Genomic DNA, 18,646 nt, shown 5'->3' with positions numbered 1-18,646 from the left:
TCTTTTTAAGCATGTAATCCACACTCTCTATTTTCTAATTGTTTAGTTGGATCGAAGTACTTAAACTCGTTTGGCAAGTTGTTTTCTACTAAAAAAGCGTCTAGTTCTTCGTCTGTCCAATTATAAAACGGACTCACTTTTATTACGCCGTTTTTATCTTGAGATACTATACTTATACTATCTCTAAAAGCTGTCTGACCTTTACGTAAATTAGTAAACCAAACATCTGGTTTATGCTCTGTCATGGCACGTTTAAAAGGTTCTAATTTTACTTGCTCTGTAAATTCTGCATGTTTTGGATCTTCAATACTTGGTATTCCTAAAACCACATCACGATGTGCTGTTGTTTGTTTTGGCACATATAATTTTACATTAAGATCTAATACTTTTATTACCTCATCTGCATGCCTATATGTATTAGGAGTGTTATAACCTGTATCGCACCAAATAACTTTTAAGTCCTTTTTAACAGCACTTGTTATTTTTAAAATTGCCGCTTCGTATGGTCTAAAATTAGTAGTTACCACAGGAGATTTGGCAATACTAATAGCCCATTCTACAATTTCTTGAGGTGTTTTATCTTCTAATTCTTTGTTTATTTTATCTAAATCTAAGCTCATTATTTTCCCCATTTAATTTTTTCCCAAGCACGTTCATGAAAGAAGTATAATACCATTTTAGATACTAATTCTATTCCTCCTATTGAAAAAGCCAAAGCCATTGTTCCTGTAATTATGTAAGATATTGCAACCGTTGTTATTGTACCTACCGCTCTCCAACTAATCGTTTTTACTAAACTTCTTTTAATATTCTCTGAGGATGTTTGCTCTTCTGTCTCTAAGCCAACCTCCGAATTTATTACATTTCCCATATTCATTTAATTATTAAAAACTAATACCCTATAGATTTAGTAGGGTAAAATGCAAACCTATAGTATTATTGTATAAAAATCAAGAATAATATTATAAAAATGTATGGTTATTTTTACGAATCTGTTAAAGACACAAATCGTGAAGTGTTGTGTTTTTAAATATTTTTAAAGTACTATCACGCACTTCTAGCATAATTTTATTTACAGCACATGTGTTTTCATCTGGGCAATCGGCGCACTTTTCGTAAAAATTTAAACTTACGCAAGGCACCATGGCTATTGGCCCTTCTAGTACTCTCATAACAGTTGTCATAGGAATATCTTTAGGATCTTTAAGCAAATAATAACCTCCACCTTTTCCTTTTTTAGAACCTAAAAAACCAGTCTTTTTTAAAGAAAGTAAAATGGATTCTAAAAATTTTTGAGAAATATTTTCAGCTAAAGATATTGTCCCAATTTGCACAGGACTACTTTCTTCCTGTTTTGCCAAATGCACTAATGCCTTAATTCCGTATTTTGTTTTTTTGGATAACACGAAACAAATGTAATTCTTTTTTATTATTAAAAAACAGCTTGAGCTATAGCTTTTATATTATCGCTTTTTCCCATTGAGTAATAATGTAAGAATGGAATTCCTGCTTTCTCTAATTCTTTAGACTGTTGCACGCACCACTCGATACCAACTTGGCGAACTTGCTTATTATCTTTACACTTTATAATGGCCTTAATTAAAGCTTCGGGCAAATCTACATGAAAACGATGCGGAATAATATTAAGTTGTTTTCTAGTCGATATCGGTTTTAAACCTGGAATTATTGGTACTGTAATTCCTTCTTTTCTACATTTATCTACAAACTGAAAATACTTACTATTATCAAAAAACATTTGCGTTACAATATACTCAGCACCATTATTGATTTTCTTTTTTAGAAAATGAATATCACTTTCAAGACTTGGTGCTTCCATGTGCTTTTCGGGATAAGCACCAACACCAATGCAAAAATTAGTTGCCGAACAGTTTTGCAGCTCATCATCTAAATACACCGCATTATTAAGTTCCGAAATTTGAGATACCAATTCACTCGCATAATGATGTCCTTCTTTTTCTGGCGTAAAATAAGTTTCTGTTTTTACAGCATCACCTCTTAAAGCCACAACATTATCTATACCCAAAAAATCTAAATCGATTAAAAAATTCTCAGTATCCTCCTTACTAAAACCACCACATAAAATATGCGGTATAGCATCCACATTATATTTATTTTGAAGCGCAGCACAAATACCAACCGTACCTGGACGTTTTTTAACCACTTTTTTCTTTAACAAACCATCACCTAAATCTTTGTAAACATATTCCTCTCGATGATAAGTTACATCTATAAAAGGTGGTTTAAATTCCATTAACGGATCTATATTATCGAAAATCGACTGTATGTTTTGTCCTTTTAAAGGCGGTAAAATTTCAAAAGAAAACTGTGTATTTCCGTTTGCATTTTTTATGTGATCTGTTACTTTCATAGTATTTCCCACAAAAGTGGAAGTCTTATTAAATTATTATTTATTTCTATTTGGGCGTTACGTTTTACTCATACCTGCCAGGTTTCAAAAACCTTGCAGGATCGCAAAACGTCGGGCTTTCACTACTCGCTCTCTTTGAGGAGCTCAAACACACGCCTTCAACTGCGAAGCAATCACGAATTCTTATTTAATCAAAGTAAGAATGAACGCGTAATCCCTAACGCACTTATCAGCCATTTTTCAGCTTTACAAACCTGTATTCCTCTTTTATTACGAGCTTATTACCTTCTCAAGAATTTACTCTGTTAAATTAGGATGCAACCATTTTCTTGCTTTTTCTAATGTGATATTTTTTCTTAGTGCAAAATCTTTTACTTGATCGTCTGTAATTTTACCCAATCCAAAATATTTCGCTTCTTCGTTTGCAAAATAATATCCCGAAACTGCAGCTCCAGGCCACATGGCTAAACTTTCGGTAAGCGTTACACCTATCTGTTCTTCTACTTTTAACAAGTCCCAAATGGTTTCTTTTTCTAAATGATCTGGACACGCTGGGTATCCAGGTGCTGGACGAATACCCTTATAATTCTCCTTAATTAAATCTTCGTTTGTTAAGTCTTCATTTGCACCATAAGCCCAATGTTTTATTCTTACTTGTTTGTGTAAATACTCAGCTAAGCCTTCAGCAAACCTATCTGCAATTGCCTGAACCATTATGGCATTATAGTCATCTTCCTTATCCTTATATTTTTTAGCCAACTCGTCTGCTCCAAAAATAGCAGTACAAAAAGCGCCCATATAATCGGTAATTCCAGTTTCTTTAGGCGCAATAAAATCTGATAACGCAAAACTTGGTTTTCCTGCTCGTTTTTTTAATTGCTGACGTAGCGTTCTAAAAACAGCTATTTCTTTTCCTTTTTTCTGAATAGAAATATCATCATCATTAATAGTATTTGCTTCAAACAAACCAAAAATAGCTTTCGGTTTTAATAACTGCTTGTTTATAATTTCCTTTAAAATAATTTGAGCGTCTTCAAACAAAATAGTGGCTTGTTCGCCAACAACCTCATCAGTTAAAATGTTTGGATACTTTCCATGTAAATCCCAACTTCTAAAAAACGGACTCCAATCTATAAATGGTAGAATTTCTTTTAAACTAACCTGCTCTAACGTTTGAACACCTAATGTTTTTGGCTTTACAATATGACTTGTATTCCAATCGATTTTAAACTTCTCTTCCCTTGCTTTTTCAATGCTGATGTATGATTTTTCTTTACCACGTTTTAAAAACTTGGTTCTAAACTCGTCATAATCCTTCTTCAATTTAGCTACATATAAATTACTTGTTTTCGGATTCAATAAATCACTAACAACAGTTACTGCCCTAGAGGCATCATTAACATGTACAACTGCATTTTTATATTGCGTATCAATCTTTACAGCGGTATGCGCTTTAGAGGTTGTTGCACCTCCAATTAACAACGGAACAACAAAATTCTGGCGTTCCATTTCTTTAGCCAAATACACCATTTCGTCTAACGACGGTGTAATTAAACCACTCAAACCTATAATGTCTACATTTTCTTCAATAGCAGCGGCTATTATTTTTTCTGGCGACACCATAACACCTAAATCTACAATCTCATAATTATTACAACCCAAAACAACACTCACAATATTTTTACCAATATCATGCACATCGCCTTTTACAGTTGCCATTAACACCTTACCTAAAGCTTTTTGTTTTTCCCCTTTTTCGGCTTCAATAAACGGATTTAAGTAGGATACTGCTTTTTTCATGACACGAGCAGATTTGACTACTTGTGGTAAAAACATTTTTCCTGCACCAAATAAATCTCCAACCACATTCATACCAACCATTAAGTTACCTTCTATAACTTCAATAGGTTTAGCAGCTTCTTGTCTAGCAATCTCTACATCTTCAATAATAAAAGCATCTATACCTTTTACTAAAGCGTGTGTAATTCTATCTTGTAATGGATTTTCTCTCCAAGATAAATCAGCTACTTTTTCTTTTTTAGATCCTTTTACAGTGTCTGCAAAATCCAATAAACGTTCGGTAGCATCGTCGCGTCTATCTAAAATAACATCTTCTACATGTTCTAATAAATCCTTAGGAATATCATCGTAAATCTCCAATAAGGCTGGATTTACAATTCCCATATTCATACCTGCTTGAATAGCATAATATAAAAACACCGAATGCATGGCTTCGCGAACACCATCATTTCCTCTAAAAGAAAAAGAGACATTACTTACTCCACCACTTACACTTGCATTTATTAAGTTTTCTCTTACCCATCGTGTTGCTTCAATAAAATCAATAGCATTTCTACGGTGTTCATCCATTCCTGTTGCTACAGGAAATATATTTAAATCGAAAATGATGTCTTCCGAAGGAAAGCCCACTTTATTTACTAAAACATCGTAAGAACGTTGTGCAATTTCTATTCGCCTGTCGTAATTATCTGCTTGCCCAACCTCATCAAAAGCCATAACAATAACGGCTGCTCCATAACGCTTAATCTGTTTGGCTTGCCAGATAAAATTTTCTTCGCCTTCTTTTAAAGAAATAGAGTTTACGACACACTTACCTTGTACAACTTTTAAACCTTCTTCTATGATTTCCCATTTAGAACTGTCAATCATAATAGGCACTCGACAGATGTCTGGTTCTGCAGCAATTAAATTTAAAAAACGAACCATGGACTTTACACCATCTATTAAACCATCGTCCATATTAATGTCGATAATTTGTGCGCCTCCATCTACTTGATGACGTGCAACATCTAGCGCTTCATCAAACTCTTCGTTTTTTATTAATCGCAAAAACTTACGCGAACCTGCTACATTTGTACGTTCACCAATATTTATAAAGTTCATGTTTTCGTTTAAAACCAAAGGCTCTAAACCAGACAATTTCATGTACTTTGTTTGTTTAACGTTTGCTTTTTTATGGATGTAAGTTTTACTCATCTATTAATACCTTATACTAACTTTATACATTTGTTATAAAACTTTTTCAAGTTTCACTTTTGTTTTATTCCTGAAATAAGTTTCAAATTTTTTAAAACCTATTATTTTGTTTCCAATCTGTAAAAAACAAATTATTAAACATAATGTTCTACAGTTGGAAATGGCTCGTAAAAACGATGCAATAATGCTTTCCATTGCTGATACTCTTCTGATTGTCTAAATCCTATCTCGTGATCTTCAATTGTCTCCCAATGCACTAATAATATATATTTATCGTCCTCCTCAATGCATTTTTTTAATTGATGAGAGATATAACCTTTCATTGATGAAATAATCTCTTGAGCAACCAAAAATGTTTTTTCAAACTCTTGAGACAATCCTTTTTTTATATTTAAAATTGCGACTTCTAAAATCATAACTTCCTATCTTAATGAGACGCTTCGACTGCACTCAAAGTGACCGTTTGGCGAGGTTTATATTTTGCTGCAATATTTGCAATAACACTAATATGTTCTGGACTTGTACCACAACAACCACCAATAATATTTATTAAATCTCTTTTTAAATACTCTTCTATTTGCTCTCCCATTTCTTCTGGAGTTTCATCGTATTCTCCAAAAGCATTTGGCAATCCTGCATTTGGGTGTGCCGATATAGCAAACTCTGTTTTACTAGCAATAGCCTCTAAATGCGGTTGTAATAAATTAGCACCTAAAGCGCAATTAAAACCTACAGATAATAATGGAATATGCGATACAGAAATTAAAAAAGCTTCGGCTGTTTGCCCAGATAATGTTCTACCAGAAGCATCTGTAATCGTGCCACTTAGCATAACAGGAACCTCTATATTTCTTTCGTCTTTAACTTCTTCAATAGCAAATAAAGCTGCTTTTGCATTTAAGGTATCGAAAACCGTTTCTACCAATAACAAATCTGCTCCACCATCTATTAAAGCTTCTACTTGTTGCTTGTAAGCAATACGTAACTCATCGAAAGTTACTGCTCTATAACCAGGGTCGTTTACATCTGGAGACATACTTGCTGTACGATTTGTAGGCCCAATTGAACCCGCTACAAAACGTGGTTTATGTGGTTCTCTTGCCGTAAACTCGTCTGCTACTTCTTTTGCTATTTTAGCCGATTGGTAATTTAGTTCGTACACCAAATCTTCCATTTGGTAATCTGCCATCGCAATTGTAGTTCCAGAAAAGGTATTGGTTTCTATAATATCTGCTCCAGCTTCAAAATACTTACCATGAATGGTTTTTATAGCTTCTGGTTGCGTGATGGATAACAAATCGTTATTTCCTTGTAATGGCGTAGCATAATCTTTAAAACGTTCGCCTCTAAAATCGTCCTCAGAAAATTTATAAGCCTGTAACATGGTACCCATAGCACCATCCAACACTAAAATTCGTTTTTTTAATTCCTCTCTAATATTTGCCATATTTATTCGTTTCTTTTACTTCAATCTTTATACTAGATTACTGCCTAATCAGGAATGACAAATCGATGTAAATATTTTATTATTTTACAAATAAGACTCTACATTTTCCCATGGCCCTCCATTAATAACATCTATACCATTGTCTTCTAAAAGGTCTTTTGCTCTTTCGCTTCTTGCTCCACTTCTACAGCATGTTATTATTGGCTTATCAAGTGCTTTTAGTTGGTCTATTTCATATTCCAATTCATCTAAAATGATATGTAATGAATTATCTACATGACCTTCATTATACTCACCTTCCGTTCTAACGTCTAATATTATAGCACCTTTATCTAGGTACTCTTGAATGTTTTTAAATTCTGAATTATTACTCATAATCTGTGTTTTATTTTAATAGCGCTAACGCTTGATTTAAATCTTTGATAATATCATCAGTATGCTCTAACCCTACCGAAATACGTACTAAACCGCCAGTAATACCCGTTAATAATCTTTCTTCTTCGGTTAGCTTTGCATGTGTTGTTGATGCTGGATGCGTGACAATACTTCTAGTATCACCAAGGTTTACAGATAACGATAATAGCTTAATATTATTTAAAAACTGTCGTCCTGCCTCAATACCACCTTTAACTTCAAAAGCAACAATATTACCACCAGCTTTCATTTGCTTTTTAGCCAATTCATACTGTGGATGCGATTTTAAAAAAGGATATTTTACAACATTTACTTTATCATGTCCTTCTAAAAATGTTGCTATTTTTAATGCGTTCTCACAATGTCTATCTAATCTAACCGCTAAAGTCTCTAAACTTTTAGACAATACCCAAGCATTAAAAGGTGACAATGCTGGACCTGTATTTCTTGAAAACAAATAGACTTTCTTAACTAAATCTGCTCTACCAACTGTAACACCACCTAGTACACGACCTTGACCATCTATTAACTTTGTTGCCGAATGGATTACCAAATCTGCACCAAATTGTATAGGTTGTTGTAAATAAGGTGTTGCAAAACAATTATCGATAATTAAAATAAGATCATGCTTTTTAGCAATGCGACCTAAAGCTTCTAAATCCAAAATATCTACTGCTGGATTTGTTGGGCTTTCTGCATAAATAACCTTAGTACTTAGTTTAATTAAGCTTTCAATTTTATCAAGTTCATTTATTTTAAAATAACTGGTAGAAATATTCCACTTTGGTAAAATATTTTTAAACATGGTTTGTGTAGAACCAAAAACACTGTTACATGAAATAATATGATCTCCTGCATCTAGTAAAGCTGCAAATGTTGAAAATATAGCAGACATACCTGAAGCAAAAGAATAACCACTTTCTGCTCCTTCCATTTTACAGATTTTATCTATAAACTCTGATGTGTTTGGATTTGAATAGCGACTGTAAATATTACGATCTTTCTCGTCTGCAAAAGAGGCTCGCATATCTTCGGCATCTTCAAACACATAACTAGATGTTAAGTATAAAGGTGTAGAATGCTCTAAATACTGAGAACGCTCTGTTTGTGTTCTTATGGCCTGGGTTTCAAAATTATTAGAATCCATTAATTTGTTTTTAAAATCAACTATTAAAGCACTTCGACTGCGCTCAGCGTGACATTTATTTAATTATTCTTTTCTGTTAGTCTTAAAATATCTCCAAAAACTCCTCTTGCTGTTACTGAAGCTCCTGCTCCTGCGCCTTGAATAACAATGGGTTTTTCGCCATAGCTTTCTGTGTATATTTCGAAAATAGAATCGGCTCCTTGCAACGCTCCTAAAGGCGATTGACTAGGTACAGACTCTAATTTAACATCTAATTGCGCTCCGTTTTCTTGCGATAAATCACCGTGTAAATCGCCAATATATCTTAATACGTGACCTTCTTTTTGTGCTTCTTTTATCTTTTGAAAAACAGTATTCATTTCATCTAAACTATCTAAAAACTGAGACGTTTCAATTTCTCTAAGCGGTTCTGGAATTAGGTTTTCGATAGTTACATCGCCAATTTCATTATGTAAATCTAATTCTCTCGCTAAGATTAATAGTTTTCTTGCGACATCGTTTCCGCTTAAATCTTCTCTTGGATTTGGTTCTGTAAACCCTTTATCTAGAGCTTGCTGTAATACGGTTGCAAACGAGGTGTCTTCCGAAGAAAATGTATTAAACAAATAACTTAACGATCCAGAAAACACACCACGAATACGCACAATATTTTCACCCGAAAGGTGCAATAATTTAATAGTATCTATTAGCGGCAAACCTGCACCAACATTAGTTTCGTATAAATAACTTTTTTGATGTTTCTCTAAAGTATTACGCAATTCGTTATAAAATTCTAAATCTATAGTATTTGCTATTTTATTAGACGAAACTAAATCGAAACCTTGCTCTACCAACTTAATATAATTAGATACAAATTCTAAACTTGACGTATTATCTATAGCTATTAAGTTTTCTAAATGATTGTCTTTTGCAAACTGAAAGACATCTTCAATCTTATAATTTTCACCGTTAGTTTCTAATGTGTTTTTCCAATTTTCATCGATGCCGTTTTTGCTAAATAATGCCTTTTGGGAATTGGCAATCGCAAAAATATTAAGCTTAATACCTTTACGTTTTTCGATATCTTTAGCTGAAGCAATAATTTGATTCACCAAAGCACCACCAACTAAACCATGTCCAAAAATGGCTAGATTTATCTTTTTAGAGATTCCGAAGATCTCTCCATGAATAACATTTACTGCTTTATGAAGCTCTTTCTTTTTAACCACAATACTCACATTTTCGCCAGTAATTGTATTATTGAAAAGGATAGGAATAATCTGGTTTTTAATTAAGTTATTAAACGGTTTGTGAAACGTGCTTAGCTCTTGACCAATAATTGAAATGACAGACACATCGTCTATAACACTAATTTTATTAATGTCTTGCGAATAGAAATCATTCTCGAACTCTTGTTCTAAAACAATAACGGCTCTATTTGCATGTTCAGCTTCAATAACCAAACCAATACCACGCTCTGACGAGCCTTGAGAAATAATACTAACGCTTATATTCTCTTTACTTAAAGCAGTAAAAATCCTAGCATCTACACCTACTTTACCTAATAAACCACGACCTTCGATATTTACTAAAGCCACATTATCTAAAACAGATAACGAACGGATACCTTTATCTTTATTTTGAGCCGTTATTATTGTGCCTTTATCTTCCGGATTGAATGTGTTTAAAATACGAAGCGGAATATTTTTTTCTATTAAAGGAATAATAGTTTTTGCGTGTAAAATGGTCGTCCCAAAATTAGCCAATTCATTAGCTTCTGTAAAAGACAGTCTTTCAATTTTTATAGCATCTGCTACCAAATCGGGATTAGCGGTATAAATACCATTCACATGCGTGTAATTTTGCAACTCTTCGGCATCAAGATAATTAGCCAATAATGCAGCAGTGTAATTACTACCGTTACGCCCTAGAGTTGTTGTTTTGTTATCTCTATTAGACGCTATAAAACCCGTTACAATATTTACTGTAGTGCCATTATTTTGTTTGAAATAAGCGACTACATTTTTCTTAGACAGCGCATCTATTGGTTTTGCATTACCAAAGGTATCGTCTGTTTTTATAAACGTTCTAGCATCTGCTACTTTTGCATTAATATTCTTATCTACTAATAATCCAGTAATTAATTTAGCTGAAATCAATTCGCCTTGCGCTAAAACTTCATCTTTAATTTTCGGGCTATAATCCCCTAACAATTGCACACCTGCAAACAAACTTTCTAATCTTAAAAATTCTGTTTCAAAATCTACTACAATCGTTCCTTTTTGATCGTTTTTAAAAGCATCAAAATCTGTAGCATAAGCCTCATCTTTTACCGCTTTTTCAAGTATACTTTCTAGTTGATCTGTAGCTTTTCCTCTTGCAGAAACTACTACTGCTATATTTTCTTCAGCTTTAACTTTGTTTTCTATGATAGAAATAACACGATTTAAACCTTCACCATTGGCTAGAGATTTTCCTCCGAATTTTAATATCTTCATTTTCTTTTCTTTTAATGCAGGTTTAAAAATGCCTTTAATTATGTTTTCGAGTTGCTCGAACTCTATTAAAAAAGCATCATGACCATGAATGGAATTAATTTCATTGTAAGTCACATTTGAATGCGTTAACGCTAACTGTTTTTGTGTTTCTCTATTTTCTTCAGCAGTAAAAAACAAATCAGAATCTACTGCAACAATTGTAGTTTCAGATTGAATAACATCTAACACATTTGTATTTGGCTCACGACCTTTAGTAACATCAATAGTACGCAACAATTGATTCATTAATTTATAAGCCGACAGCTGAAAACGCTCTTGCAATTTATTACCATGATGCAGCAACCAACTTTCGACATTAAACAGATCTAAATCTTCGTTTTTAGAACGTTGAAACCTTGATTTAAAAGACTCCGGTGTACGATAGCATAACATAGCATGCATACGAGCGTCATGTACTGGATTTTTAGAATTAACCAAAAACTGTTCTTGTATTTGACAATTAGCCATTAACCAATCTGTTGCTTTCCAATCTGTTGCTACAGGAATAAAGTGCGTTGCTAAATTGGGTTTTAAAACAGCCATTTCCCAAGCAATTCCACCTCCAAGAGAGCCACCAACCATAGCGTAAACCGAGTTGATGTTTAGTTTTTCTAATCCTATTAAAAATAGTTTTGCTATATCTCTAGCAATAAAATCTTTATAATTTTCAATTAAAAAACCATCATATCCGTTTCCTGGAATATTAAACGCTAAAACGGTATATTGTTTAGTGTCGATAACTTTATTATCGCCAACCAAATCCGACCACCAACCGCCTTCTCCTGCAACATTACTATTACCCGTTAGCGCATGATTTACCAATACAATTGGAGCTGTATGTAATGCTTTACCAAACACTTGATAAGACAACTTTATTTTAGTTGCCTTACCACTTTGAGTAACATAATCGATACTGTCTATGTATTGTAAATCTGTCATTAATTAAGATTGTATTCTTTTTGTACTGAGATTTTTACTGGTGTATTATTAGATAAATTATCTCTAACTGGACATCGTGCTTCAACAATTTCTAACCATTTAACTAATGTTTCAATGCTTGCAGTAGTTTCTGGTACTAGTTTTAATTCGATATTTTTAAAACCTGCACGCTCATTATTTGATGTCCCTAGAAACTTACCTGGGTTAACATCTCCTGATACTTCTATGTTTAATTTATCAATTTTAAAACCAAGTTCTTTCGCCACTAAATGACCAACAACGTTAACACAGCCAGCAAATCCTGCAAGAATATATTCTACTGGGTTAGCGCCTTCATCTGAACCATTTAAAGCTTCGGGTTCATCTATTACTAATTTAAACTGCCTTGCTTTTCCAACAAATTGTGTCGCAGATGTGCTTACTCCTGCTATTGAAAATTTTAAATCACTCATCTTTTCTGAATTCTAATTAAGTAACGTCTTAAGCTAAAACTGTTTTTTTAACGACTGCAAAAGCTTCTTTTAAATCGGCTTTTAAATCTTCTATATTTTCGATTCCTACCGATAGTCTAATTAAATCCTTAGTCACTCCTGTTAATTGTTGCGCCTCATCACTTAATTGTTGATGCGTAGTACTTGCAGGATGAATGATTAATGATTTTGTATCACCAATATTGGCCAATAGCGAGAATAATTTTGTGGTGTCTGCTATTTTTTTAGCCGATTCAAAACCACCATCAACCCCAAAAGTAACCACACCACTTTGTCCTTTTGGCAAGTACTTTTTAGCTAAACTATTATATTTACTAGTCTGTAATCCTGGATAATTTACCCAAGTTACTTCTGGTTGTTCTTGTAACCATTTTGCTAGTTCTAAAGCATTTTGAGAATGCTTTAAAATTCTTAATTCTAATGTTTCTAATCCTTGAATGATTTGAAAAGCGTTAAATGGACTTAATGCGCCACCGTAATCTCTTAAACCTTCTATTCTAACTTTAGCAATAAATGCAGCTGCTCCAATAGCCTCGCTATACACTAAACCATGGTAACCAGCAGACGGCTCTGTAAATTCAGGGAATTTTCCGTTAGTCCAATCAAATGTTCCTGCATCTATAATGATACCACCAAGCGATGTCCCATTACCATTAATATATTTGGTTAAAGAATGAATTACAATGTTTGCGCCATGCGCAATTGGGTTTAATAAATAAGGCGTTGCCACTGTATTATCCACAATTAAAGGTACATTAATTGCTTTGGCCTCTTTAGAAATAGCCTCTAAGTCTAAGACATCTAATTTTGGATTTCCTAGAGACTCTACAAAAATAGCTCTTGTATTTTCTTGCGCTGCTTTGCTAAAATTTTCTGGATCTGAAGGATCTACAAAAGTTGTCGTAATACCATGTCTTGGCAATGTAACACTTAACAAATTGTATGTTCCACCATATAAACTACTTGATGCTACAATATGATCGCCTGCTTTTAACAACGTTAACAATGTTGTAGAAATTGCTGCTGTACCAGATGCTGTTGCGACTGCCGCAATACCACCTTCGAGTGCTGCGATACGTTGCTCTAAAATATCGTTTGTTGGGTTGTTTAATCGGGTGTAAATAAAACCTGGCACAGAGAGATTGAATCGTCCTGCGGCGTCATCTGAATCGTCAAAAACGTAAGACGATGTTTGATAAATAGGAACCGCTCTTGTTCCTCCTGTTTTACTTGTGTCGTGTCCTGCGTGTAATGCTTGTGTTGCAAATTTTTGTGTACTCATTTTTCTAAGTTTTTCGAGTTAAATAAATTAATTCAAAAGTCAAATAAGCTTCATTTGAAGCGTACATATTAGAAAAATGTTAAAAAGAAATACTAATCACAGATGAGTAATTAGATTTTAGTTATCTATCCAATGTTCGATAAATGAATCGAAAATTAAGTAGAATTTAGCACCTTCTTAGTAAGTCTAAGGGTTGCTAAGGCTTCAGCGAGTCTATCTCTCCACCTTTCTTGATAACATTTCAGTAAGTGTTTGAACTTTGTGAGCACAAATATTGTGAAAAAAAATCTAATTAAACAAGTTAAAAAGAATATTTTTCCGAATAAATATTCATAAATCTATTAAATTAGAAAATAAAACTATAAAACACGTTTTAAACAAAATAAAATTCCATAAAAATAACTTAAATCTGTTTTATAGAACCAATATGATTTCAAATTCAGTTCATTTCATATTTAATCGAAAAAAAACAACCTAAGTAATTAATGCTTAAAGATAAAGTTTTCATAAAATTTTAAAAAGGAATTTCTATCCATATAATTTTTTATACTTTTGTCGAAATTAATTACGAGGACGGATTTGACTGATTGCAACCTCTATAAAAAATGCTAAAGGCAGTGTAAACTTCCTTCGACGCTTTCGTCAAATCCTGTATATATAAAATTTAAAGAAAAGTTATGGCGTATTTATTTACATCAGAAAGTGTATCTGAAGGACATCCAGATAAAGTTGCAGATCAAATTAGTGATGCATTAATCGACAATTTTTTAGCATTCGATAGCGAATCTAAGGTTGCTTGCGAAACGCTTGTTACTACAGGACAAGTAGTACTTGCAGGAGAAGTAAAATCTAATACTTATTTAGATGTGCAAAAAATTGCAAGAGATACTATAAACAAGATTGGTTATACTAAGAGCGAATATATGTTCGATGGTAATTCTTGTGGCGTTTTTAGTGCTATTCACGAACAGAGTGACGATATTAATCGTGGAGTTGATCGTGCAACAAAAGAAGAGCAAGGTGCAGGAGATCAAGGAATGATGTTTGGTTATGCAACTAGCGAGACAGAAAACTACATGCCTTTGGCTTTAGATTTATCTCATAAAATCTTAATTGAATTGGCTGAGTTACGTCGTGAAAACAAAGACATTACTTACATAAGACCAGATTCTAAAAGTCAAGTAACTATAGAATACAGCGATGATAACACACCGCAACGTATAGAAGCTATAGTAGTTTCTACACAACATGATGATTTTGATAGCAATGACGATGTTATGCTAGCTAAAATCAGAAAAGATATTGTTGAGATACTAATACCAAGAGTTGTAGCAAAATTACCAGAAGCTATCCAAGCGTTATTTAATGATGATATTAAATATCATATTAACCCAACAGGAAAGTTTGTAATTGGTGGACCACATGGTGACACAGGATTAACTGGACGTAAGATTATTGTAGATACTTATGGTGGAAAAGGTGCTCATGGTGGTGGTGCTTTTTCAGGAAAAGACCCTAGTAAAGTAGATAGAAGTGCTGCTTATGCAACAAGACACATTGCTAAAAACTTAGTTGCTGCAGGTGTTGCTGAAGAAATTTTAGTTCAAGTTTCTTATGCTATTGGTGTTGTGGAGCCTATGGGAATTTTTGTTGATACCTATGGTACTTGTCCATTTAACATGACGGATGGTGAGATTGCTGAGAAAATTTCGAAAGTATTCGATATGAGACCAGCTGCTATAGAATCGCGTTTAAAACTACGTAATCCAATATACAGTGAAACTGCTGCTTATGGACATATGGGAAGAATAAACGAAACAGTTACTAAAACATTTTCTAGACCAAATGGAGATGACATTACTTTAGATGTAGAATTATTTACATGGGAAAAGTTAGATTACGTTGACAAAGTAAAAGCTGAATTTGATATTTAAATCTCAGCTACATAAATATAAAAAAGCCTTCTCAAACGAGAGCTTTTTTTATTTAAACTAATCAAGACTAGATACTCTAAGAAGTTTTTTTTGAATAGAGAGTGCTTGTGCTTAGTTTATAGAATAAAAAAAGTCTGTACATATGTACAGACTTTTCTAATTTGTGTGGGGAGAATAGGATTCGAACCTATGAAGACGTAGTCAGCAGATTTACAGTCTGCCCTCGTTGGCCGCTTGAGTATCTCCCCAAAACCGATGGCAAATATATTATAGTTTTATTACTTAACAAACTTTTTTTACAAAAAAAAGCGAGTTAAAAATTAACTCGCTTTATCTTAACACGTTAACTATTTATAAACTATAAATAATTCTAAAAGTTAAAAACCTAGGTTGTATAAAGTATTCTGTTGCACTTACAGAAAAAGAACCTGTGCTAGTATTATTTTGAGAATTAGTATCCAACAAGTTTGTTGCTTTAACTTCGTATTCAAACTTACTGTCTTCATCTTTTCTATAAGATAAAGAAGCATTCCAAAAATCGTAAGTATTAAGAGATACATCTTCATTTCTAAAATCGTTGTACGTATAATCTGTTTTAAAAGTAAAACTCTTAAGCAGTAAAGCATCGAAACTTACAGAAGGAGAATGTGTATAGAACTTTGATCTTGTTGATCCTTGATCGTTATCGTTAATTGTATACCCGTAACTAAAATCGAAATTAGGAGCATCTCTAAAATTAGAACTTAAACCAGCTCTATAAGTTTGAGTATAACTCTCGTTAGTAGACACATTATCATTAATTAACTGGTTAAACTTAGAATAGTTAAAATTACCGTTTATAGAAGCTTTTAACTTCCCGAAAGAACGCTGAAACCTACCAAATGCAGAAACACTTTCGTCTGCAAATTCTGAATTTATAGATGACCCTACATTCACAACACTTCCTGGCTGAAAAGAAGAAGCTCCTCTAATACCATCTATGTTTTTAGTATAAGATATTCTTCCAAAAACATTAGTATAATTAAACATATTAAAGCTAAAGTAATTTAAGCTTAGGTTATGCGCAGTTGCACTTTCTAACTCTGGATTTCCAGAGTATAATGAGTTATAATTATTCAATACCAAACCACGTGCCAAATTAGTAACATCTGTAAATGTGGTTTGCATACGGTAGTTTAACTGGATATTTTCACTCTTTTTAAGTTGAATTATCATATTGAAATCTGGTAATAATCTAAAAAAGTTATCTTTTATTTCAGTACCATATTGATCATTATTAGATCCATAAGCATGTGCAGAAACACCTGGTGTAAAAGTAAAAATCCCAGTTTTAAAACGATAATGAGCTCCTAAATAAACATCACTAAAGTTATATTCTGTATCGTTAGTATCTAACCCATTATTAATAGTTGCTGTTGTATTAAATTGAGAACCATCATTTAAAAACTGGAAAATATCAGTATTAAAGTTTTGCTTACTTAAAATAGTTCCTAATGTAAAGTTGATATTACTTTTAGGCGTTAACACATTCCAATAATCCAGCTTTGCATCCAATTGATTAGATTTTACTCTTTTATCTTGACCAATATTATAGTTGAATTGATCTTCGTCTAAACCAAGAGCAGCTGCTGTATTACCATAATTTGTTTTATCTTCTAATATTGCATTATAGAAAGGATCTTCGTCTGAAATTTCATGTAAAGCCTCAAAGGCAAAAATATTCTTCTCATCTAAAGTGTAATAATATTTTAAACTTTGAGTTAAATTAAAAGGCTTAGAGTTTTCAACCTGTCCAATATCACCAATAACCGATGAAAAGAAACTCTGGTTTTGTTCTTCTTTTGTTAATTTAGCTAAAACATCATAATCTAATTGATTATTACCATTAGGCTTATATTTAGCTTTAAACTTTAATAAACCAGCATCACTACTTTGTCTTGTGTTACTTGCTGTAGTTTCATCTGGTATACCTAAAGCTTCATCTGTATACTCTACACTTTGGTTTTCTTGTAACTCAATTCTACTACTCGTAAAAATAGCAAAACCACCAATATCTAAAGCCTCATTTGGAGACACATTAAAGTTTACTGCTCCAAATTTGGTATTTATATCCTTAGCCTTATCATTTTGAAGATTAGAAAAGTTTAATCCACCATCTCCAATATTTATACTTGTCCCACTTTGCTGACTTGGAGCACTAAAACCTCCACTAAAATTTCTAAAATCTTTACGTGAGAATGCTAATTCTCCAATATTATTTAAATCTCCAATAAAGTTGATACTTTTAGTAGGGCTATAATAAAACAATTTAGGCTGCGCTAAGTATAATCCTTCATCGTCAGAATTACCACTTCCTGCTGTTACTGTACCAAACCAAAAGTTCTTTTTACCATCTTTAAGCTTAATATTAATAGCAACATTATCTTGGTTGTTTTGCACACCACTTAACTGTCCAACGTTAGAAAAATTCTTTAAAACCTGAACTTTATCAATAGCGTCTGCTGGAATGTTTTTAGTTGCTAATTTAGAATCTCCATCGAAGAAATCTTTTCCTTCAATCATTAACTTATTTACAACCTTACCTTCTACCTCTATTTGCCCATCTGCATTAATCTCAACTCCTGGAAGTTTTTTCAATACATCTTCTAGCTTTCGCTCTGTACCATTTTTAAAAGAATCTGCATTATAAACAATAGTATCTCCTTTAATAGTAACTGGCATTTCGTAAACCAACTCTACTTCTTCAAGCGTATTATCTACTACTAAACTAAAATCTTTTGTTATAGCTTCCTCAGTTGTGGTAATTTCCATTTCTTTGGTAGTAAAACCAATATAACTTACCTGTATTTTATAAGTGGTGTTTTTACCTAAATTAAGCTTATACTTACCAGCATCGTTGGTTACAGCGTAAGACTCTAATACTTTAGATTCTTTATTTATAGCTATAACATTTGCAAACTCCAAAAGCTCTCCTTCGGTATCTTTTACTATACCTTCAAATTTAACTTGGGCAATAGTTGTGCTTGTTACTATTAAAAGTAACAGTGTAAAAAAGTGTTTCATCTATTTTTTTATGGTTTTTAAAACAAT

Annotated in this window: 14 protein-coding genes, 1 tRNA gene and 1 riboswitch; of the genes, 1 reads left to right on the top strand and 14 read right to left on the bottom strand. The window is 32.9% G+C overall.

Annotated features, from left to right (window positions below; genetic code table 11):
* Window positions 1-5: 5 nt before the first annotated feature.
* The 12 genes from ASC41_RS02675 to ASC41_RS02620 all read right to left on the bottom strand — a co-directional run bounded on the left by ASC41_RS02675 (window position 6) and on the right by ASC41_RS02620 (window position 13,622).
* Window positions 6-620 carry a phosphoadenosine phosphosulfate reductase domain-containing protein gene (locus ASC41_RS02675; protein WP_055435106.1) on the bottom strand — a complete coding sequence of 205 codons (615 nt, stop codon included), beginning with the start codon at window positions 618-620 and terminating at the stop codon, window positions 6-8.
* Window positions 620-871 (bottom strand): DUF2061 domain-containing protein, encoded by a 252-nt coding sequence (locus tag ASC41_RS02670; RefSeq protein WP_055435105.1) that lies wholly within the window; start codon window positions 869-871, stop codon window positions 620-622. The genes ASC41_RS02675 and ASC41_RS02670 overlap by 1 nt, the downstream gene beginning before the upstream one ends.
* Window positions 872-995: 124 nt before the next feature.
* Entirely contained in the window at window positions 996-1,406 is a 411-nt protein-coding gene (locus tag ASC41_RS02665; RefSeq protein ID WP_055435104.1) for an RrF2 family transcriptional regulator, read from the bottom strand.
* A gap of 26 nt (window positions 1,407-1,432) precedes the next feature.
* Window positions 1,433-2,389, bottom strand: coding sequence for a methylenetetrahydrofolate reductase [NAD(P)H] (metF, locus tag ASC41_RS02660; protein ID WP_055435103.1), 957 nt, complete (start codon window positions 2,387-2,389; stop codon window positions 1,433-1,435).
* 297 nt (window positions 2,390-2,686) lie between these two features.
* Entirely contained in the window at window positions 2,687-5,386 is a 2,700-nt protein-coding gene (gene metH, locus ASC41_RS02655) for a methionine synthase (protein ID WP_055435102.1), read from the bottom strand.
* Window positions 5,387-5,520: 134 nt separating this feature from the next.
* Window positions 5,521-5,802 (bottom strand): antibiotic biosynthesis monooxygenase family protein, encoded by a 282-nt coding sequence (locus ASC41_RS02650; protein WP_055435101.1) that lies wholly within the window; start codon window positions 5,800-5,802, stop codon window positions 5,521-5,523.
* An 11-nt stretch (window positions 5,803-5,813) separates the two neighbouring features.
* Window positions 5,814-6,833 carry a homocysteine S-methyltransferase family protein gene (locus ASC41_RS02645; RefSeq protein WP_055435100.1) on the bottom strand — a complete coding sequence of 340 codons (1,020 nt, stop codon included), beginning with the start codon at window positions 6,831-6,833 and terminating at the stop codon, window positions 5,814-5,816.
* Window positions 6,834-6,917: 84 nt separating this feature from the next.
* On the bottom strand, window positions 6,918-7,208 hold the full coding sequence (locus ASC41_RS02640) for a rhodanese-like domain-containing protein (protein ID WP_055435099.1): 291 nt from the start codon (window positions 7,206-7,208) through the stop codon (window positions 6,918-6,920).
* Between the two features lie 10 nt (window positions 7,209-7,218).
* Window positions 7,219-8,394 carry a trans-sulfuration enzyme family protein gene (locus ASC41_RS02635; protein WP_055435098.1) on the bottom strand — a complete coding sequence of 392 codons (1,176 nt, stop codon included), beginning with the start codon at window positions 8,392-8,394 and terminating at the stop codon, window positions 7,219-7,221.
* 59 nt (window positions 8,395-8,453) lie between these two features.
* Complete coding sequence (gene thrA, locus ASC41_RS02630) at window positions 8,454-11,849, bottom strand: bifunctional aspartate kinase/homoserine dehydrogenase I (RefSeq protein WP_055435097.1); 3,396 nt, start codon at window positions 11,847-11,849, stop codon at window positions 8,454-8,456.
* Window positions 11,849-12,301, bottom strand: a complete 453-nt coding sequence (locus ASC41_RS02625; protein ID WP_055435096.1) for an OsmC family protein — start codon at window positions 12,299-12,301, stop codon at window positions 11,849-11,851. The genes thrA and ASC41_RS02625 overlap by 1 nt, the downstream gene beginning before the upstream one ends.
* A gap of 28 nt (window positions 12,302-12,329) precedes the next feature.
* Window positions 12,330-13,622 carry an O-acetylhomoserine aminocarboxypropyltransferase/cysteine synthase family protein gene (locus ASC41_RS02620; RefSeq protein ID WP_055435095.1) on the bottom strand — a complete coding sequence of 431 codons (1,293 nt, stop codon included), beginning with the start codon at window positions 13,620-13,622 and terminating at the stop codon, window positions 12,330-12,332.
* Between the two features lie 118 nt (window positions 13,623-13,740).
* Window positions 13,741-13,862, bottom strand: a riboswitch (SAM riboswitch).
* A gap of 437 nt (window positions 13,863-14,299) precedes the next feature.
* On the opposite strand from ASC41_RS02620, the gene metK reads away from it, so the two are divergent.
* Window positions 14,300-15,556: a methionine adenosyltransferase gene (gene metK / locus ASC41_RS02615; protein WP_055435094.1), complete on the top strand. Its 1,257-nt coding sequence runs from the start codon at window positions 14,300-14,302 to the stop codon at window positions 15,554-15,556.
* 166 nt (window positions 15,557-15,722) lie between these two features.
* Here metK and ASC41_RS02610 read toward each other — a convergent pair.
* Window positions 15,723-15,804: transfer RNA gene (locus ASC41_RS02610), tRNA-Tyr, on the bottom strand.
* 103 nt (window positions 15,805-15,907) lie between these two features.
* Complete coding sequence (locus ASC41_RS02605) at window positions 15,908-18,619, bottom strand: carboxypeptidase regulatory-like domain-containing protein (RefSeq protein ID WP_055435093.1); 2,712 nt, start codon at window positions 18,617-18,619, stop codon at window positions 15,908-15,910.
* Window positions 18,620-18,646: the final 27 nt, after the last annotated feature.

It is taken from the genome of Lacinutrix algicola (assembly GCF_001418085.1).
GTDB lineage: Bacteria > Bacteroidota > Bacteroidia > Flavobacteriales > Flavobacteriaceae > Lacinutrix > Lacinutrix algicola.
Note: the sequence above shows the minus strand (reverse complement) of the source record. Positions and strands in the feature narration are given on the sequence as shown.